This window comes from Aliirhizobium wenxiniae (assembly GCF_014201355.1).
In the GTDB taxonomy this organism is placed as follows: domain Bacteria; phylum Pseudomonadota; class Alphaproteobacteria; order Rhizobiales; family Rhizobiaceae; genus Neorhizobium; species Neorhizobium wenxiniae.
On the sequence record NZ_JACHEG010000001.1, the window covers coordinates 370,976 to 391,092 of the forward strand.

Here is a 20,117-nt window from a genome sequence, read left to right on the forward strand (position 1 = left end):
GGGCCGACTGCGGCGCAACGCCCCTCACCCGGTCAAGTCAGTCGTCTGCGGATCCATCGCCGTCATTGGCATCCGGGCCGCCGTTCTGCAGGAAACGATCAGCAATCAGGCCGGCATTCTGACGCAACGACATTTCGATCTCGCGAGCGAGTTCCGGATTGTCGCGCAGGAATGTCTTGGCGTTTTCACGGCCCTGACCGAGGCGCTGGCTGTTATAGGAGAACCAGGCGCCCGACTTTTCGACAATACCGGCCTTGACGCCGAGATCGACGAGTTCGCCGGTCTTCGACACGCCTTCGCCATACATGATGTCGAATTCGACCTGCTTGAAGGGAGGCGCCATCTTGTTCTTGACGACCTTGACGCGGGTCTGGTTGCCCACGACCTCTTCACGTTCCTTGACCTGGCCGATACGGCGGATGTCGAGGCGAACCGAGGCGTAGAATTTCAGCGCGTTACCGCCGGTCGTCGTTTCCGGTGAACCGAACATCACGCCGATCTTCATGCGGATCTGGTTGATGAAGATGACCATGCAGTTCGACTTTGAGATCGATGCGGTCAGCTTGCGCAGCGCCTGGCTCATCAGGCGGGCCTGAAGACCCGGCAGGCTGTCGCCCATCTCGCCTTCGATTTCGGCGCGCGGGGTCAAAGCTGCGACCGAGTCGACGACCAGAACATCGACCGCGCCGGAGCGTACCAGCGTATCGGTGATTTCGAGCGCCTGCTCACCGGTGTCCGGCTGCGAGATCAGGAGGTTCTGCAGATCGACGCCAAGCTTGCGGGCATAGACAGGATCGAGCGCGTGTTCGGCGTCGACGAACGCACAGATGCCGCCCTTCTTCTGGGCTTCCGCAATCGTCTGCAGCGCGAGTGTCGTCTTACCCGAACTTTCCGGGCCGTAAATTTCGATGATACGGCCCTTGGGGAGACCGCCAATGCCGAGCGCAATATCGAGACTGAGAGAGCCGGTCGAAACCGTCTCGATCTCGACGATATTTTCGTTCGAACCGAGCTTCATGATCGAGCCTTTGCCGAAGGATCGTTCAATCTGCGAGAGTGCTGCTTCGAGCGCCTTACTCTTGTCCACGCCTTTTTCCTCTACGAGCCGCAATGTGTTCTGTGCCATGAGATCCCACCTTTAGGTTATTGCCGCCGCGCAAGCAATGAAGCAGCCGATGGGATATTTGTACTCATTTTGTTCTCATTTTGCAAGCCCCGCCCAAGCGCCTGCAACAAAAACATTATTTCACCTTTGTTCCATTAATGTTCACGGCATCTTCCAGCTGTGGAAAGATCGATTGGAATCAAAAGCTTCGGCGACTGGATGCCAAGGGGCGATTCGCTCTCGGAAAGGCCGTTGGGCACTATTCAGAATCAAGCATCTCGCGCACTGCAACAGCCAGTTGCTTGAGCGAAAACGGCTTCGGCAGGAAGCCGAATTTCGCATCCGCCGGCAGGTTGCGGGCAAAGGCGTCTTCCGCATATCCCGACACGAAGATGAACTTCAGGTCGGGATAGGACTTGCGCAACTCGCCGAGCAACGTCGGGCCGTCCATCTCGGGCATGACGACGTCGGACACCACGATATCCACCTTACCTTCAAGCTCTTCCATGATTTCGAGCGCTTCCGTGCCTGAACCGGCCTCATGGACAGTGTAGCCACGTGTCTCCAGCATGCGCTTGCCACCGCGACGGACTGCTTCCTCATCTTCTACAAGAAGAACGACAGCAGATTTTCCCGTCAAATCCAAATGCTCGGCGGTGGCGACGGCCGTCTCAGCCTTCACCGTGTTATCAGTTACCCCTGCGATAGTGGCCGGCGCATGAGAGATCTGCTGAACTTCAGGGATATGGCGTGGCAGGAACATACGGAAGCTCGTTCCCTTGCCCATCTCCGATTCCGGATAGATATAGCCGCCAGATTGCTTGACGATGCCATAGACCATCGCGAGGCCGAGGCCCGTTCCCTTGCCCACTTCCTTGGTGGTGAAGAACGGTTCGAAGATCTTGTCCATGATTTCCGGCGCAATACCCGTACCGCTGTCGGAGACCTCGATCATGACGAAATCTTCGGACGGCAGATCAGCCTGCTGGAAGCTTGCGGCATCGCTGGCCGTCACGTTGCGGGTTTTGATCAGGATGGTGCCGCCGCTGGGCATCGCATCGCGCGCATTGACGCAGAGATTGATCAGAACCTGCTCGAACTGCGAGAGGTCCGTGCGCACCGGCCAGAGATCTCGACCGTAGTCGACCTCCAGCTTGACATTGGTGCCGGAAATCAGGCGATCGACCAGCATGCGCAGGTCGCCTACCACATCTGTCAGGTTGAGCACAGCTGGGCGCATCGTCTGCTTGCGCGAGAAGGCCAGCAGCTGGCGCACCAGCACGGCCGCCCTGTTGGCGTTGCGCTTGATTTCCATCAGGTCGGCGAAGCTTGCGTCCGAAGGGCGTGCCTGCAGCAGAAGGTGGTCGGAAGACAGCAGGATCGCCGTCAGCACGTTGTTGAAATCGTGCGCGATACCGCCCGCCAGCGTACCGACTGCATTCAGCTTCTGCGTCTGCGCCATCTGCGTTTCGAGCGCCTTCTGCTCGGTGGTCTCGACAGCGTAGACGATCGCCACTTCCTCAGGCGCCTCGTCGCTTTCGTCGATCACCGCATTGACGTAAAAGCGCACATAACGGTTTTCGTCCGCCGGATGCCGCGATTCGAGCGGCAAAATATCACCCTGCCTGTCCTTGGCAGCGGCAAGTGCCTCCATCAATGTTTCCCGGGCGCTCTCGTGGACGATGCGCTCCAGTTCTGCGCCACCGGCATCAACGTCGTCGCGAGACACGACGCCGGCGAAAAGCCTGAGGAACGGCGCATTGATGCGCAGTATCTTGCCATTCCCGTCCACCGAGGCGATCGCCATAGGCGTATTGTTGAAAAACCGGGTAAATCTCATGGCGGAGGCGGATTGGTCGGTTTCCGTGCCTTTCGCCCGCATCAGAACGACAGTGCGGCTTTCCCCCGGCGCTCCATCGCGCATGGCGCTGACATTGTGAACCAGTTTCGCCGGAAGGCTCTGACCGTTCGCGCGGCGAAGGTCGAGTTCCAGTGTTTCCGTGCGCTTCAGCCCGGGCGCAGCCTGCACGGATTGGATGAGAGCCATGCCCTCACCTGCAACCAGATCCGAAATCCTCATGGACTGCGGCGTGAACTTGGTCAGGTCCAGCCCAAGCCACTCGGCAAGCGTCGCGTTCAGATAGAAGATCTCTCCCTTTCTGCCGGCAGAGAAGAACCCCACAGGCGCGTGATCGAGATAGTCGATCGCATTCTGCAATTCGCGGAAGAAGCGCTCCTGGTCATCCCGCTCCGAGGTGATGTCGGTAATTTCCCATATGTCGAGCGCATTACGGCGGCCCGTGCCGAGCAGACGGGCCTTGAGGCGATACCAGTGCGCATCCGAACTGTTGCCAGTCAGCCGGCCAAGCGGCTGCAACAAGCGAAATTCCTCGTGTCCCTCCCGCCCTTCGCGAAGGGCTGCCGTCAGGCGGTAAAGAGCCTCGGTCGATTCGCGCGTTTTCGACAGCAGCGTTTCCAGCGACTGGACGTTGTGGCTGCCAGAGGCACCCGTCATCCGCCCATAGGCGGCGTTGGCATAAACAATTCGCCCCTTGGCATCGGTCACGACAATCCCATCGGGATGACTGGCTAGAAAGCTGCGAGCCAATTCATCGGAGCGCGACTGCGGCATGACCTCGACAAGGCCGATCAATGACGAAACGATGAAGAAGATTCCCACCATCGCCAGGATGCCGAGAATGCCGAGAACGACCTCGTTATCCAGTGCCCGCTGAAAGACGATAAACGCGATGGCGACCCCCAGAAGCACCATCGCCAGAAGCACGATCCTGACAGCCGTACCACCGCGGCTGCCGCGATCAACCAATGGCGCTTCATCGTTGCCGGCTTTCGGCGAACTGGTCATCGATACCTCTTGCTCCGATGCATGCACCGGCGTCACAAATGCACCCCGTGGCGCTTGCGATTCTCTCTTAGCAATTTGAAGATGAAGCAAAAAGCTCCTGAAAGCCACAAAAGGCGGGACAGCGCAGCACCCTGCCCTATGTGAGATGCGAATGAGACACATTTTAGCGTTGACGGGCAGACCCGACACTTGCCTCGCGGGGCAAAAAATCGTCTGTGTCAGAAGCATAGATCGCATAAGGAGTTACATAAATGGTCGCAGAACTGTGGGGCGAATACGGTCGCAACCTCCTCGTGGCGGTCATTGGCGTAGGTTTGGCCCTTATCTGCCTCGTCGGAATTCTGTGGATAGTGCGCGGACGCCGCGGGCCATCGCCTTTCGTGCGTGGCGGGCGCAACCGTCAACCGCGATTGCAGGTGCTCGACGCGGCCGCCGTCGATGCGCGACGCCGGCTGGTTCTTGTCAGGCGTGACGATGTCGAACATCTGATCATGATCGGTGGACCGACCGATGTGGTTATCGAAAGCCGGATTGTCAGTTCAAACCGAAGCGCAGAACCTTCGGAACAGGAAGTGCCTCCTGCTCCACAGTCAGCCATTCCTACGTCCGCCACTGCAAGACCAACCGCAGCCGAGCCTGCAAGACGACCGGTGCCGGCCTCCGCCCAACGGGTGGAAATGATCAACGAGCGTGACACCAACATTCCCTCGCGAGAAGACCGAGGCGCAGTGTCACCGCCGCAACCTGCCGCCACTGTAGCGGCAAATACCATTCCGGCGCCGCGCCGGGAGCCCGTTGCGGTAACTCCATCCGCAAATCCGGCTCGCATTGACCATTTGCCTTCTCAGCCGCGCATGGAAGCACAGGCGTCCGCGCAGCCGTCGCTCGACGATGCCGCCCGTTTTCTTGACAGTCAGCGCGAGCGCGTTTTTGTCGATCGCGATCCGCCAGCAACCGCTTCGGCACCTGCAGTACAGACGACATCTCAGCCGACCCCGGCTGCTGTTGCGAAGCCCACAGGTCTCGGAAGCGATTTCGAGAAAATTCTTGAAGAGGAAATGGCGCAGAACATGGCTGCGCGCCAACCATCCCTCGCCAATCGGACAAATCGCCCGTCGCAGCCAGCAGGTTCGGCTATCGCCATACCGGTCGTCGCTGCGCCCGGTAATGCGAAGCGGGACGAGCCGGCGCTGCAAAGCGAGGTTGCTCGCATATTCGGTGAAATGTCCGCCAGCCGCGACAAGTAATGCAGCTCACAAACCGTGAGATGCTAACAAAAAAGGCACGTCAAAACGTGCCTTTTTTGTTTTCTATCCTGACCCGACGAATATTATTCGTCGCGATAGACCTTTTCACGTCGCTCGTGACGTTCCTGCGCCTCGATTGAAAGTGTTGCGATGGGACGGGCGTCCAATCGCTTCAGGCCGATCGGTTCGCCGGTTTCTTCGCAATAGCCATAAGTCCCATCATCGATACGCTGCATGGCGGCATCGATTTTGGATATAAGCTTGCGCTGCCGGTCACGAGCGCGCAATTCGATTGCACGGTCCGTTTCCGATGAAGCGCGATCTGCGAGGTCCGGATGGTTTGCACTTTCCTCAGCTAGGTGCCCGAGTGTCTCCCGCGCCTCCCTGAGGATGTCATTCTTCCATGCTATCAGTTTGGCCCTGAAGTATGCCTTCTGATTTGCATTCATGAACTCTTCGTTTTCCGAGAGCACATAGTTACTAAGATCGATCTTCTCACTCAACGCGATTCTCCTGAAGAACATCTCATGAGGCCCCTATACTCCATTAAGCAGTCCTCATTCAAGCCTTCCGCCCAGATTTGCAGCAGTTTTAAATTTGTCACAAAATTCGGCTAAGTGACTAATTTTTATGCTTTTCCCATAATCGCATGGGTAGCCGGCTTCCAAACACCTCAACCGTCAGCACATGATCCGGTTGACCAATCGACCAAAGCAACGCTACGCCTTTTACTCAGCGTTTCATTTTGGCGAGCCGAAGATGATCGAACCTGAACCATTCCGTATTTATCTGATGCGCCATGCGCAGGCGGCCTCGGCAGCGCCGGGTGGACGGGATTTCGACCGTGTGCTCGACGACCGCGGTTATGCGCAGGCTGAGATGGTGGCCGATCGCGCGGCAGACCTTGGATACGTGCCGGATTGTCTTATCAGCTCGACGGCCGAACGCTGCCGGCAGACTGCGGAAATCGTGCGCAGGGCGGTTCGCGAAACGCTGGAGATCACGTTCGTCGACGAACTCTATAACGGCACGCCCGATCTTTATGCGGCGATCATTGCCGCGCAGCGCCCCGCCCGATCCGTCATGCTGATCGGGCACAACCCGAGCATAGACCTGTTGCTGGAAGGACTGATAGGCAAGGCAGAGCGGCGGGCCGCCATGCCGGGAGGATATCCGACGGCGGGACTTGCCGTGCTCGACTATAGCGCGCAGGGAGATTCCGGCGGCTGGACGCTGACCAACCTGCTCAGCATCTGAGCAGGTCGACATTGCGGGGCGGCATCCCACGCCTATATAGGGGAAAACACTTTTTCGGGATCCCGCCTTGGCGCCTTCGCTGACCAGTTTTACCGACGACGCTCGCATTGCCCTCGACAACATCGCCGACCGCGCGTCGGGGCTCGTCAACCCGACGATACGGCTCGGCGTGACCGGACTTTCCCGCGCGGGCAAGACGGTGCTGATTTCGTCGATCGTGCAGAATTTGCTGAATGGTGGTCGTTTGCCATTGTTCGAAGCGGTTCGCTCCGGCCGGGTTTCGGGTATCCGGCTCGAAGAGCAGCCGGATGACGCCATTCCGCGATTTCAATACGAAGATCACATACAGGCGCTCGTTCGAGACCGGATATGGCCCGATTCGACGCGCGCCATTTCCGAATTGCGGCTGACAATCGACTATCAGAGCGCCAGCGGCTGGAACCGCCTCTTTTCTCCCGGCAGGCTTTCCCTCGATATCGTCGATTATCCGGGCGAGTGGCTGCTCGATCTGCCGCTTCTTGCGCAGGATTATCGCCAGTTCAGCAATACCACTGCGGAGCTGGCGCAGACGGGCATCCGCAAGGAACTCGCCCAGGACTGGATGCAGCTTGCAACCACGATCGATATGGACGCGCCAGCCGACGAAATGAAGGCCCGACGTCTTTTCGAGGTGTTTTCTGCCTATCTCAAAGCCTGCAAGTCCGACGAGAGGTCCTTGTCGACGCTGCCTCCGGGGCGTTTCCTGATGCCTGGAGATCTCGAAGGCTCGCCGGCGCTGACATTCGCGCCTTTGCCCGGCATAGCCGAGACACCTGCGATAAAGGGCTCACTACGGGCGATGATGGAGCGCCGTTTCGAGGCCTACAAGACCGTGGTCGTGAAACCTTTCTTCCGGCATCACTTCGCCCGCCTCGACAGGCAGATCGTGCTCGTCGATGCGCTTCAGGCGATCAATCGCGGTCCGGAAGCGCTGGAGGATCTCGAACGGGCGCTCGGCGATGTTCTCGGCTGTTTCCGGCCGGGACATAACAGCTTCTTTTCATCCTTCGTCACGCGCCGGATCGACAAAGTTCTGATCGCCGCCACCAAGGCAGACCATCTCCACCACGAGAGCCATGACCGGCTTGAGCGGCTGACCGGTCGCCTGGTGGACCGTGCCATTCAGCGCATAGGTCTGTCGGGTGCCGGTTTTGAAGTCATGGCGATTGCCTCGGTGCGTGCCACACGCGAAGCCAGCGTCAAGGAAGGCAATCATATGCTTCCGGTGATCGTCGGCACGCCGATGGCGGGCGAAACGATCAATGGTGAGCGATTCGACGGCACGAAGACGACGGCGATCTTTCCCGGCGACCTGCCGGCAGATCCGACGCATATGTTTAACACGCTTGATAGCGACAGCCCTGATCTGCCGGACATCAACTTCGTCCGCTTCCGGCCCCCAGCGCTGGAGGGGCGTCCGGGCAGCCTCAATCTCGCAGTGCCGCATATCCGGCTCGACCGTGCCCTGCAGTTCCTGCTCGGAGACCGCCTCGCATGAGACCGCCCTACACCAACGATCCGTCCCGACGCCGTCCGGCTGCATTTCAGGTAGAGGATGATACTGCGCGGGAGGCCGAAACGCCTTCCCCCGTGCGCCGCCCCAAAAGTTTCGACCAGCCCGTTACCGTGGTGCCGGACGAAGACGATCCGTTTTCCGGTGCCGATCTCGATGCAGCGAGCCTTCCGGTTGCGGAACCGCGCCCGCGCAGAGGTTTCTCGTTTGTCGGATTGGCAACGGCTGCGCTTGGCACATTCCTGTCGCTCGCCTTCGGGCTCTGGGCAGACCAGGTCGTTCGCGATCTTTTCGCGCGCGCAGATTGGCTCGGTTATGCTGCGATCACAGCGCTGGCGCTGGCGCTTTTTGGATTGCTGGTCGTTGTCGGGCGCGAGATCATGGGAATCGCCCGGCTCGCCGCCGTGCAGAGCCTGAAGACCGAAGCGTACGAGGCGGCGGCGGCGGTGCAGGCCCATCCTGCGCGCAAGGTGGTGGAACGGCTGACATCTCTCCTCAGCCACCGGGCGGAGACTGCCAAGGGACGTAGTGTTATCGAAGGCACCAAGGACGACATTATCGACGGACCGCATCTTCTCGATCTGGCCGAGCGTGAATTGCTGACGCCACTCGATCGCAAGGCTCGCGGTCTTATTCTAAATTCATCAAAGCGGGTGGCGGTCGTCACAGCCATCAGCCCGCGCGCCATCGTGGATCTTGCCTATGTGCTGTTCGAGGTCACCCGCCTTGTGCGGGCAATGGCCGAACTTTACGGGGCAAGGCCCGGAAAACTGGGGCTTTTGCGGCTGATCCGTGATGTCATAGCGCATCTGGCGGTCACAGGCTCCATCGCCGTCGGCGATGGTCTGGCCCAGCAGGTTCTCGGTCACGGACTTGCCTCGCGATTGTCGCGGCGGCTCGGTGAAGGCGTCATCAACGGGCTTCTGACGGCCCGTATCGGGATCGCCGCCATGGACCTGTGCCGACCGCTGCCATTCCGCGCTCTGCCCCGTCCGGGGATCGGCGATTTCATGTCCGATATCGTCGCTGCCGGCCGCACAGACGAGAAGGATTAACCCCTTCCGGAACATCCCAGGGACGCCAAAAGATACGAAGCATTAACCATTCTCGCTTAATTTCGGCCCCACTAAACATTGCCGCTGACTGCGGAACGTCCCAAGGGGAAAGCCTCATGTATTCGCGCTTCTTTTCGCTTTTCGGCGGGCTTGCCGCTTTGACTTTGGTCACCGCGGTCCCGGCATTTGCCCCGCAGGCAGAAGCAGCCTCCAGGGATCAGGTCTTCTTCCAGTCCGTTGCAGGCGCATGGAAGGGACCGGGCGAGATCGTTGCCGGCAAGTACAAGGGCACCAAGTTCAACTGCAGCCTGACCGGATCGCCATCTCCCGAAGGCGACACGGGAATCAAGCTCGACGGCACCTGCCGGGTCGGTGTCTTCCAGCAGCCAATGACCGCGATCATCACCCAGAACGGACGTGGTTATACAGGCAAGTTCCTTGATGGCGCTGAAGGCAAAGGCCTGGATATCGTTTCCGGCTCGGTCAACGGCGACAAGGTCGTGATGGGTATCAACCGCGCTAAGCTCAACGGCGCAATGGTTGCCAGCCTGCGTGGTGACAACAAGATGAACATCACCATTTCGGTGAAGGTAGAAGACCAGATGGTGCCCGTGATCGGCCTGTCGCTTGATCGTGACGTCGATTCGATCGCCGTAGGCGCGATCAAGGAATAATCAATACCGCACCGCAGGCATTCAAGCTAATCTTCTGCATTAATTTTATAAAGCATATCATTGCCTGAAAACGGATTTTCGTTTTCAGGCAAAACCGTTTATTCAACCGTGGAAATCTGCCGCCACCACAGACCGTCAGGTTTTGCTATCCTGATCCCGGTCGAATTCAGGCTCCCCGCCCAGCTTTCCGCCTTGCGTCCGTTGATGATCATATGCGGCGCGAGATCTGCCAGCGGCAACATCACAAAAGCGCGCTCGGTCATCCGCGGATGCGGTAATTCCAGCGCCGGCGTTTTCTCAACGCGGTCACCATAGGTCAATATATCGATGTCCAGCGTTCTTGGCCCCCAACGCTCCGCCCTCACCCGCTTGCTTTCTCGCTCAAGCGCAAGACAGAGATCAAGCAGTTCCTCCGGCTCGAGCTCGGTGTCGATCAGCGCGCAGCAATTTAAGAAATCGGCTTGGTTCGTATTGCCCCATGGCGGGGTAAGATAGAGCCGCGAGACAGCCAGAACCCGACAGTCTTTTCGCGCATCGATTGCCTGCAAAGCATGCGCCATGGCCGCGGCCGGATCGCCGATATTGCCGCCCAGTCCGAGCGCTGCGGTTTCCCAGGGACGATCAATTCCGATGCTCAACACGCACCTCCACATAATCCAGAATGCCGGCGATCGGTGCACTTGGCTTCCTGATCGCCACCTCGACCCGGCGGATCATCGGCGACCATGCGGTGAGACCGAGAGCCACGTCATTGGCAAGTGTTTCGATCAGGTTACGACGGCTACCGGTCATGATCTTTTCGACCAACTCATAGACCAGCCCATAGTGAACGGTCTGCTCGATATCATCGGACCCGAGGGCATCGCCTGCCTCGACATCCATGACGACGTCGACGAAAAAGCGCTGACCAAGCGCCTTTTCCTGCTCGAAAACCCCGTGATGCGCGTAGAAGGCGCAGTTCTTGAGCGTGACCTGAAAGATCGTCATCAGTGTGCGTCTCCTGCCTGTCGAGTTGACCGTCGCGCCTCCAGAATTGCGTCAGCCATGCGCAACGCATCCAGATTTGCCGCCACATTGTGAACCCTGAAGATCGACGCACCGGCCAGCCGCAGCATTGCAGTCGTGGCAGCCGTGGCGAAATCCCGCTCCGTCGCCACATCACGCGAGGTAATCGCGCCGACAAAACGTTTTCTCGATGTCCCGACGAGCAATGGAAAACCGAGCGTGTGAAGCTCACGGCAGCGCGCCATCAACTCATTGTCCTGTTCGCGCCTCTGGACGAAACCGAACCCGGGATCGAGCACGATTGCATCGTCCGCAATACCGGCAACTTTCGCCCTATCCAGCGATTGGCCAAAAAACATCACCTCGTCTTCGATAATGTCTTCAAGAAGGTCGTCACGCCCGCGTGCGGTATACATGATGCAGAGTCCGGCTCCGCTCTCGGAAACGACATCGGCCATCTCGCGATCGTGCCGCAAACCGTAAACATCGTTGACGATATGGGCGCCGGCAGAAATGGCGAGCCTGGCTGTCTCGGCGCGGTACGTATCTACGGAAATCAACGCATCCGTTTCCTGCGCCAGCCTTTCGATAACCGGCAGAATGCGATCCTGCTCCTCCGCAGCTGTCACCATTGCGGCGCCTGGCCGCGTAGATTCCCCACCGACATCGAGGATGGACGCGCCGTCGCAGACGCAGGAAAGCCCATGCCTCACAGCGCTTTCGACATCAATGTAACAACCGCCATCGGAAAAGCTGTCAGGCGTCACGTTGACGATTGCCATGACGTGACCGGCCTCACCGAGCGTCAGGCTGCGTCCATGGGCAAGACGCCAGGCGTTGTTGCGCGACGATGTCACAGGTGATCCATCTTTTTGAAAGTAACGCAAAATTTCATGCCTTCGTGTTGCACTTGCGTTGGCTATGCCCCAAGCTCGTTTCAACTTCAACGTACCAGGCCAGAGAATGTTTTTGATGCGCAGAGTCCACCGAGCCTTCGGTGCAGCCTTTCTACTCTGCCTGATCTCGGCCCCGGTACAGGCTGAGCCTGTCATCTCAAAATCATACTCCTATTTCCGCATCGGCGGACGCACGGCAGAAGAACTCGACAAGGAGCTGGAGCGCCACGGCCCCGTCACCAAAACCAGCGGACACAGGCATCCAGGAGCCACCGAGATCAAGTTTGGCGGAGAGGTTACCTATGTGGAGCGCGGCGGTCGCTGCTCGGTCGGCGGCGCCAAGGTCACGCTTCGCACCCATATCATCCTACCGCGATGGAATAATGGCGGTAAGGCCGAGAAAGATCTGCGCTTCATCTGGGCGACCCTGTCGTCAGATATCAAGCGGCACGAGGAACGGCACGCAGAAATCGCTCGAAATTACGCCCGCATGCTGGAGAAGGAACTGCTTGCCCTGCCTGCCCGCAACACCTGCGACGGTGTAGAGGCTCTCGTGACGGAAACCACGCGGCGCGTACTTGCCGAACACGATAAGCAGCAAGCCCTTTTCGATCGCGTCGAAGCCAAAAATTTCGACGCTCGCATGACGAGGCTTCTGCAATATCGCATCGACCAGCGTCAGTGATAGATACGATCATTGACGAGCCGTTACCCGGCCTTGCGCCAGGCTTGCGCAGATACGGTTGAATAAGGGGTAATTTATTGCGGTGGCCTGATGAAAGCCATTCCTGTATATTAGGCAGCAATTACCTATATATGTATCGGACAACCATCCGACATCATTCGCTGCATGAAGCATGCCCACTTCAATTCAATCCGAGAGCAAGCTCGTCGGTCAGCGTCCATTTTGTGGCGTTTCAGTTTTCCGTGTTCCCCCGGCGCGTAACCGAGCCGCAGGCGTCACCTCCCTCGCCTGCCGGCCTTGCGCCCACCTCGCCTCGCTCGACTCTGTAGAGCGAGGCTATTTTTTTCCGGAAACTCTATTCTTATCAGGCCTGACGCTCGGGAATATTAATGATGAGACCATCGAAATCAGCCTTCATTTTGATCTGACAGGAAAGACGTGAAGTCGGACGGACATCGAAGGCAAAGTCCAGCATGTCTTCTTCCATCGGAGCCGGCGCGCCAACCTTTTCCGTCCATTCCTCGTCGACATAGACATGACAGGTAGCGCAGGCGCAGGCGCCGCCGCATTCCGCATCGATACCGGGAACAGAATTGCGTACAGCATTCTCCATCACCGTCGAACCGTTGTCCGCGTCGATCTCGAAGCGTGTGCCGTCGAAGGCTACGATGATCAGTTTCGTCATTTTTGGAAGATCCGGGATTTGCGGGCATTGCCCTTTGGAAGCCTTGGGTAAACCCCGTCTCTGCCACCAAACTGCCGGTTCAGTCAATCGCACGGACGACGCCGGCTTTGCTGCCGGCGTCCATGCGATGTAAGGCAGGTGTCAGCGGCAGAGGCCGGTGATGAAGTTTTCAGCCTCTATGACCGCCGCGTAAAGCGAGGCCAACGCCGCCGCCTCACCGGGCTCTGCTTCCAGACGTGCGGCCGCAGCCGCTACATTGAAGGCGCCGACGGCATTTGCTGACCCTTTGAGCCGGTGTGCAAGCGCGGTCACCGTTGCAACATCGGCAATAGCGATTTCCTGTACGAGCGCGCGTGCCTGCCGCGCGAACATCTGCAGGATTTCGGCCTCCAGCGCCTTGTCGCCCATCGTCTGTTTTGCCAGATGGACGAGGTCGACCGGACGATCCTTCGACGGGCATGCCGTCTTGTGATTGTCGGGAGATTCAAAAGCGATACGCGCGGCCGTTGCCATCTGCTGGGTTCCTTGCTTTATAATGATCTCAACTTCGGATTGTCCGTCTGAGCCATGGCTATCCCGTTAAATTTCGGCACAAACGCGGCGCAAATCTTCGCGAATGGTTAATTTGCATTAAAGTGCCGTGATTGCAGGGGTTTTACCCTGAGGCATGGTTTAAATCCTGTTAACAAGACGGCGGTGCCGGTATCATGATGGCGCGTTTCATTTGTGCGAAAAGGCTGATTGTGCCAGTACAATACGGTTCAATGGCTCACTGGAACTTTACAGTGACCAATGTGGGACGGTCGGTAAGCTTTCATTATCATCCATTTGAAAGAACGGCCGTCGAATGAATTTGTAATAGGTGATCCAAAGCTCTAGGGCTGGCGATCTCCGGCATGAGTATCCCGCTCATCGATCTGCAGGCCGCAGCAAGTCGAGTGGGATGCCGGGCGTGTATGTAACGAGGCGTAACCGCATGGCGAAGAACACTAATAATGAATCCATCGATGAAACGGCATTCCAGGCATTGGAAGATGCGCTAAAGATCGACTTCAACGATGAACCGCCCCGCGATAAGCCCGCCTCGGAGGCCAGAGTGTCAGACAAGCCGCGATCCCGCCCTGCCCCGTCTCAATCAGCGTCGCCCCGCCGCGAGGCGACCGCGGAAGCACCGCGCCAATCTTCGAATGAGACGTCGCCGCGCCAGCCTGCCTTTGAGCCCGCCAACGATGCCGGACGCAGGAACACGGCGTCTATTATGCGTGCACTGGACGGCGGCTCTGTTCGTGGCGCAATCCGCAACGCTTTGATTATCTCCATTCTTTGGGCGGTGGCTGGTATCGGCCTCGGTCAATTGATCTATGGCGGAGCACTGTGGGAAATCACATCGGTTGCCGGCGTTCTCGCCGCCCCGGGCTTGGTCGCGCTTGCCGTCGGCATTCTCGTCCCCATCCTCCTGTTCTTCGCTTTCGCCATCATGATGGCCCGTGCGCAGGATCTCAGGAACGCTGCCCGCTCCATGGCAGAAGTCGCCCTGCGCCTGTCCGAGCCGGAAACCATCGCATCTGAACGGATCATGAGCGTCGGCCAGGCCGTACGCCGCGAAGTCTCGGCCATGAACGAGGGCATCGAGCGTACGATCGCGCGCGCAGCCGAGCTGGAAGTTCTCGTCCATTCGGAAGTCAACGCGCTTGAACGCAGCTACAGCGACAACGAGATGCGCGTTCGCGGCCTGGTTCAGGAACTGGGTTCCGAACGCGAAGCAATCGTCAATCACGCAGAACGCATTCGCTCTTCGATGGTCGGTGCGCACGATCAGCTCAAGGAAGAGCTGGCGCTCGCGACCGAAGAAATCTCTATCCGTCTCGCAACATCCGGCGAAGCTTTCGCCTCGATGATCGATACGCGGGCCGCAGCCCTGATGGAGAAGTCGGATGCAGCCGGCGAAGCGCTGGCCTCATTGCTCGCAACCAAGACCGAAAATCTGATCGACACGCTGACGACCTCTGGCATCGCGTTGTCGACCGAATTCGATATCCGTCTGGAAATGCTCAGCTCGACCTTGTCAGACAAGGGCGACGCGATCCTGTCCAATTTCGAAACCCGCGCATCGAGCCTCGACGCCAATACCGAAAAGCTCAACGCGGCACTTGCCGACCGCACACGCCAGCTGAACGAAACCCTGATCGCCCGCACAAGGGAAATCACCGAAGGGCTGACGAACAGCGAAAGGACGATCACCGGTTCGCTCGACGGTGTGCTCACTGCCCTCAATCGTTCACTCGACGACAAGAGCAGCTCCTTCCGTCAAAGCCTGCAGTCCGCAGCAGATGACGCGGTCATGGATCTGGACCTGCGCACCGGCTTCTTCGAGGAACGCCTCCATACGACGATCGGCCATCTCAGCACGTCGTTCGACGAGGGACTGTCGCAGTTCACCACGGCCTTCGACCAGCGTGCTGGTAGCCTGGACAGCAAGCTGATGGACAGCCTCGCTCGCATTAACGAGACCGTAGCCGGCGGCCACGAGGCGATCGACGGCATCCTGTCGTCAAGCATCGAACGGATCGGCAATGCGCTGACCGACCAGCAGCTGGCGCTCGCCACGACGCTTGGAACGGGCCAGGAAGTTCTTGATTCGATGCTGGAAAGCCGCTCGAAGGAGTTTTCCGACGCACTCGCCGCACGCAGCAGCGAGATCAGCGGCGCCTTCGGCGATGCGCACAACAAGATAGACATGATCATGGCGGCGCGTGGCGGGGAAATTTCCGCCAGCCTTGCCGACAGCCAGAAGCGGTTCGAAGACAGCATTTCCAGCCGCACCTCCGCCATCATCGAATCGGTCACGGAAAGCCACGAGCGCTTCGCCGGTGCTGTCGACGAAAAGGCTGGCGCATTGCAATCGCTGATGGCGGAAACGCCGGATCGCCTTGCCAATATTCTCGACCAGAAGAGCGAAGCGATCACGCGCGCCTTGTCTGAAAGCGAACTGCGCCTGACCGACGAGATGGACAAGCGGGCGGCTGCGCTCGACACCACCCTCGCCTCCAGCCGTGATCGCATGTCGGAAATGCTCGACGACAAGTCCATGGAAATCGTGACCTCGCTGTCGCTGCACGAGGATCGTCTCACGACCGCGCTGACCGACCACACGTCGAATGTCGTCAACAGTGTTGCGGATGCGGATACCCGCCTCGGACAGGCGTTTGCAAAGCGCGCCGAGGCCATCCGCGAGGCGTTTGCCGACAACCAGCTCAATCTCGACATCTCGCTGGAAAGCCGTACGTCCGAGCTTGCCAGCCTTCTCCAGAGTGGCGGCGATCGTCTCGAACAGACTGTCGGCGGCGCGGCAGGCCGGATTGAAACGGCTTTGTCCGAAGGCACCGGGCGCTTCGACGCGACGATGAGCGATGGATTGCAGCGCATGGATACGTCGCTTGCCGTATCCCACGAGCAGCTAGCTAGTTCGCTCACCTCCGCACGTGAACAGATTACATCGTCTCTTGGAAACGCCCATGAGCAGATGACGTCTTCTCTGGACACCGCTCACGAACGGTTTGCATCGTCGCTCGATGCCGGCCATGAACGGATTTCTGGAACGCTCGATACGGCTGCGCGCCAGATCGGCGATACGCTGGCCCTCAGCGGAGACCAGCTTACCGATGCCGTCGGTTCCGCTCATCTGCGCATGGCGGATGTGCTTGGCCAGGCAAGCCGCGAAATGTCGGATGCACTCGATTCCGGCCATGATCGCCTGCGCACGACGCTTGACGAACGTGCCGCCACGATCGCCGGCACGCTGACCGATGCCCGCGACCAGATCGATACCCTGATGATGGATCAGGCGACCTCGATCGGCACGACGATTGCCACCAGCGCCGGCATGCTCGAAATGTCGCTCGAAAACCAGCAGGAAGTCCTGCGCTCCACGATCGATACGGCCAGCGAAATGCTGGACACCCGTCTGCGCGACAATATTGGCTCGATCGCCACCCAGATCAGCGATGCAGCCCGCGAAATCAACCAGTCGACAGACGCCTTCACCTCCCGCGTCGAACAGACGGTCGGCGGTGTCTCGACGGCACTCGACAGCGCCGGAAGCCGCATCGAAGTGACCTTCGGCGGACTGGAAGACCGTATTCGCAACGAGGTTCTCAGCGTCAGCTCTATCGTCGATACCGCCGGCAGCAGCCTGGCGGACGCGCTCGGCGCCCGTACGGCCGAACTGGAGCGTATCTCCAACGCTGCGGCCGACCGGGTCTCCGAAACCGTCAACAGCCGCGGGATCGAAATCGAACGCGCAACCGGCGAAGCTGCGGAACGCATCGCCCGCACCATCGACGAACGGACGAACGCTCTTGAGCAGACAAGCGCGGAAGCCGCTGCCCGTATCGCGGAAACACTCGAAGGCCGCACGGCCCATATCGAGGAACGTTTCGGCACCATGGACCGGGCACTGTCCTATGGCCTCGAAAACGTCGCCAAGACGATCGAAGGCAAGGCCGTAGGTTTTGCCTCCTCGCTTCGCGAAGCTGTCGTTGAAGCCGGTCAGGGCATGAATGACGAAGCCAGCCGCTCGGCAGAAACGCTGTCTCGCGCCGGCTCCGAATTCACCCAGGAACTCACCAGCCGCAACGAGGAATTCACCCGTTCGATCGAGGAGCGCTCCAACGAAATCGTCGGCCGCATCTCCGAAACGCAGAGCCGCCTCGCCGGCCAGGCTGCGACTGTCGCTCAGGCCTTCTCCGATGCCGGCAGCGCAATCGTCAACAAGGTGGCCGAAGCCGACAAGCTGGTAAAACAGCAGGTCGAGGCGATTTCGACCGCGCTCGGCGATGCCGAACAAGCGCTCGATAGCCGCGGCCAGTCTATCCGCTCGACCCTGTCGGACGCCGCAGGCGAGCTTGATGTCGCACTGGATGCCGTCGATCGCGCACTGGCCGCTCGTGGTGATGCGATCCGCACCGCGCTCGACACCCGTTCCCGCGACCTCAACTCGATGCTTGCAAGCCGTTCGGAGGAACTGTCCCGCCTGCTCGACGAGAAGGCAAAGCCGATGGTGGAGGCCTATGCCGAAACTGGCAGGACCGCGGCCGAACGCATGGAAGCGGCAGCGCAACAGAGCGCAGAACGCCTGACCTCCGCCACGCAGCAAAGTGCCGAGTGGTTGACGTCTGCGTCCCAGCAGAACGCCGAACGCCTCGCCTCCGCCGCCAAGGAAACCAGCGCTCGTATCCGCGAAGAGAACGCCGCCCTGGTTGAAGCCATCGCAGCCCGTACCAACGAGACGCTTGCTGCACTCAATCAGCGCACGGAAGCTGCCGCCCATGTGGTTCGTGGTGCCGAGCAGAGCCTGCTTGCCAATGTCGAAGGTATTATCGAGCGGCTGTCGAGCAGCAATGTCAACATTGCCTCTCTCGTCGAAACTGCAGCCGACCAGCTGGCAGCAACCGACCAGAAACTCGACCAGACTGCTTCGCGCTTCGCCCATTCGGCGGGTTCGGCGGCAGATCTGGTTGCAGGCTCTACCCGCCTGCTCGAAAACAATATCGACCGCCTCGTCAACATCTCCGGCCAGACGCTGAGCCAGGTCGGCGGCATTGTCGGTCGGTTTGAGGATCACTCCAAGGTTCTCGCCCAGGCCTCGGAGCTTCTCAATGCCGCCCAGTCGAACCTCGTCAGCACGCTGGACGAACGCCAGGATGCTCTACGCAACCTGTCCGTTGGCCTGGTAAAGCGCTCGGACGAGATCGAGGCAACGCTTCGCAACCTCACCGCGCTCGTCGACGGCGCCTTCGAACGTGCCGAGGAGCGGACAGCCCATGTCGGCGACAAGCTGCGCGAAGGTCTGCATGCGTCGTTTGTTGATATCGGTCGTCGCCTTGGCGAGACCCAGCAGCGTGCCGAGCAGACAGCGCAAGTCATGCGCGCTGCCCTTCTCAACGCAGGCGATGAAGCTAACCGCACGATCGAGACGACACTCTCCGACGCCGAAAAGCGTGCCCGCGAACTGGCCGAGCAGATGCGCGGCAACATTTCCGGTTCGCTCACCGATGTCGAACGCCTGATGGGTGATGCCACGCAGCGATCCGATACAGCCGCCAAGCACCTGCGTGAGACGCTGCGCCAGTCTGTCGAGGAAGCTGTCGGCCGCTTCTCCGGTGCCACCGACGAGATCCGCCGCTCGGCGCAGGATATCCGTCAGGAACTCGATGCCACCCGCTCGGAACTGAAGCGCGGTGCCTTCGACCTGCCGGAAGAAGCCAAGGAAAGCGCCGCAGCCATGCGACGCGCCGTATCCGAGCAGATCAAGGCGCTTCAGGAGATCTCCCAGCTCGTCGGCCGCTCGTCGCAGCAGCTCGAAGTCGCCGAGGCTGGTCAGCCCAAGGTATCGCTCGCACAGAGCGGGCCGACGGCTCCGGTCCGGCCGCAGCAGCAGATCACTCAGCAACCGGCTCCAGCGCCGGTCTCTGCCCCGGCAACACCGCGCAACGATGCCTATTCAGCTGGCGTGCTTCGGGGCAGTCTGCCCGCAGGCAAGCCGGCTCCGGCGGCAACACCCGCTGCGCGTCAGGCAGACACATCGGCTCCTGCGGGCCAGGGCGGCTGGATCAGTGACCTCCTGCGTGGCGCGTCGCGTGATGAGACTGCGGCACAGGCCCCGGCGCGCGCGCCTGCTGCCCGTCCGGCAGAACCTGCCCAGGCGCCACGGACCGCCAATGGTGACAATCGAAACCCGCGTCACATGGTGGAATCGCTCAACTCGCTGTCCGTCGATATCGCCCGCGCTATCGATCATGATGCCTCTGTCGATCTGTGGCGTCGTTACCAGCGCGGCGAACGCGATGTCTTCACCCGCCGGCTCTACACGCTGAAGGGCCAGCAGACATTCGACGATATCAAGCGCAAGTATGATCGCGAGCCGGAATTCCGTACCGCAGTCGACCGCTATATCTCGGATTTCGAAAAGCTTCTTGCAGACGTCGCTCGCACCGATCGCGACCGTACCGTTACCCAGAGCTATCTGACCTCGGATACCGGCAAGGTCTACACGATGCTGGCTCATGCCGCCGGTCGTTTCGGCTGAGCC

At 59.7% G+C, this 20,117-nt stretch carries 15 protein-coding genes; 7 read left to right on the forward strand and 8 right to left on the reverse strand.

Annotated features, from left to right (window positions below):
* Window positions 1–37 precede the first annotated feature (37 nt).
* Window positions 38–1,126 (reverse strand): recombinase RecA, encoded by a 1,089-nt coding sequence (gene recA, locus HNQ72_RS01895; protein WP_183989317.1) that lies wholly within the window; start codon window positions 1,124–1,126, stop codon window positions 38–40.
* Between the two features lie 238 nt (window positions 1,127–1,364).
* On the reverse strand, window positions 1,365–3,971 hold the full coding sequence (gene cckA / locus HNQ72_RS01900; RefSeq protein ID WP_183989318.1) for a cell cycle histidine kinase CckA: 2,607 nt from the start codon (window positions 3,969–3,971) through the stop codon (window positions 1,365–1,367).
* 251 nt (window positions 3,972–4,222) lie between these two features.
* On the opposite strand from cckA, the gene HNQ72_RS01905 reads away from it, so the two are divergent.
* Window positions 4,223–5,218 carry a flagellar biosynthetic protein FliO gene (locus tag HNQ72_RS01905; protein WP_183989319.1) on the forward strand — a complete coding sequence of 332 codons (996 nt, stop codon included), beginning with the start codon at window positions 4,223–4,225 and terminating at the stop codon, window positions 5,216–5,218.
* Between the two features lie 83 nt (window positions 5,219–5,301).
* On the opposite strand, the gene dksA is transcribed toward HNQ72_RS01905, so the two are convergent.
* The gene (dksA, locus tag HNQ72_RS01910) at window positions 5,302–5,721 is read right to left on the reverse strand and encodes an RNA polymerase-binding protein DksA (RefSeq protein ID WP_148144342.1); all 420 of its coding nucleotides are present in this window, start codon (window positions 5,719–5,721) and stop codon (window positions 5,302–5,304) included.
* A gap of 256 nt (window positions 5,722–5,977) precedes the next feature.
* On the opposite strand from dksA, the gene HNQ72_RS01915 reads away from it, so the two are divergent.
* The 4 genes from HNQ72_RS01915 (at window position 5,978) to HNQ72_RS01930 (ending at window position 9,756) form a co-directional block, all read left to right on the forward strand.
* A complete protein-coding gene (locus HNQ72_RS01915) occupies window positions 5,978–6,475 on the forward strand; it encodes a SixA phosphatase family protein (protein ID WP_183989320.1) in 498 nt (165 codons plus the stop codon).
* Between the two features lie 67 nt (window positions 6,476–6,542).
* Window positions 6,543–8,012: a YcjX family GTP-binding protein gene (locus tag HNQ72_RS01920; RefSeq protein ID WP_183989321.1), complete on the forward strand. Its 1,470-nt coding sequence runs from the start codon at window positions 6,543–6,545 to the stop codon at window positions 8,010–8,012.
* Entirely contained in the window at window positions 8,009–9,082 is a 1,074-nt protein-coding gene (locus HNQ72_RS01925) for a YcjF family protein (protein WP_183989322.1), read from the forward strand. The genes HNQ72_RS01920 and HNQ72_RS01925 overlap by 4 nt, the downstream gene beginning before the upstream one ends.
* A gap of 116 nt (window positions 9,083–9,198) precedes the next feature.
* Window positions 9,199–9,756: a hypothetical protein gene (locus HNQ72_RS01930; RefSeq protein WP_183989323.1), complete on the forward strand. Its 558-nt coding sequence runs from the start codon at window positions 9,199–9,201 to the stop codon at window positions 9,754–9,756.
* Window positions 9,757–9,854: 98 nt separating this feature from the next.
* Here HNQ72_RS01930 and folK read toward each other — a convergent pair whose 3' ends face one another.
* Genes folK through folP form a run of 3 tightly spaced genes read right to left on the reverse strand, consistent with a single transcriptional unit; the run spans window position 9,855 to window position 11,618 of the window.
* Window positions 9,855–10,409, reverse strand: a complete 555-nt coding sequence (gene folK, locus HNQ72_RS01935) for a 2-amino-4-hydroxy-6-hydroxymethyldihydropteridine diphosphokinase (protein WP_183989324.1) — start codon at window positions 10,407–10,409, stop codon at window positions 9,855–9,857.
* Complete coding sequence (gene folB, locus HNQ72_RS01940; RefSeq protein ID WP_183989325.1) at window positions 10,378–10,743, reverse strand: dihydroneopterin aldolase; 366 nt, start codon at window positions 10,741–10,743, stop codon at window positions 10,378–10,380. The genes folK and folB overlap by 32 nt, the downstream gene beginning before the upstream one ends.
* Entirely contained in the window at window positions 10,743–11,618 is an 876-nt protein-coding gene (gene folP / locus HNQ72_RS01945) for a dihydropteroate synthase (RefSeq protein WP_244654266.1), read from the reverse strand. The genes folB and folP overlap by 1 nt, the downstream gene beginning before the upstream one ends.
* Before the next feature lie 115 nt (window positions 11,619–11,733).
* Here folP and HNQ72_RS01950 point away from each other — a divergent pair, with 115 nt between their 5' ends.
* Window positions 11,734–12,342 carry a DUF922 domain-containing Zn-dependent protease gene (locus HNQ72_RS01950; RefSeq protein ID WP_312405462.1) on the forward strand — a complete coding sequence of 203 codons (609 nt, stop codon included), beginning with the start codon at window positions 11,734–11,736 and terminating at the stop codon, window positions 12,340–12,342.
* A gap of 364 nt (window positions 12,343–12,706) precedes the next feature.
* Here HNQ72_RS01950 and HNQ72_RS01955 read toward each other — a convergent pair whose 3' ends face one another.
* Together HNQ72_RS01955 and HNQ72_RS01960 are read right to left on the reverse strand one after the other, a co-directional pair.
* Window positions 12,707–13,027 (reverse strand): 2Fe-2S iron-sulfur cluster-binding protein, encoded by a 321-nt coding sequence (locus HNQ72_RS01955; RefSeq protein ID WP_183989327.1) that lies wholly within the window; start codon window positions 13,025–13,027, stop codon window positions 12,707–12,709.
* Between the two features lie 141 nt (window positions 13,028–13,168).
* Window positions 13,169–13,540 carry an Hpt domain-containing protein gene (locus HNQ72_RS01960; protein WP_183989328.1) on the reverse strand — a complete coding sequence of 124 codons (372 nt, stop codon included), beginning with the start codon at window positions 13,538–13,540 and terminating at the stop codon, window positions 13,169–13,171.
* Between the two features lie 463 nt (window positions 13,541–14,003).
* Here HNQ72_RS01960 and HNQ72_RS01965 point away from each other — a divergent pair, with 463 nt between their 5' ends.
* Window positions 14,004–20,114: an apolipoprotein A-IV repeat region-like domain-containing protein gene (locus tag HNQ72_RS01965; protein WP_183989329.1), complete on the forward strand. Its 6,111-nt coding sequence runs from the start codon at window positions 14,004–14,006 to the stop codon at window positions 20,112–20,114.
* Window positions 20,115–20,117 lie beyond the last annotated feature (3 nt).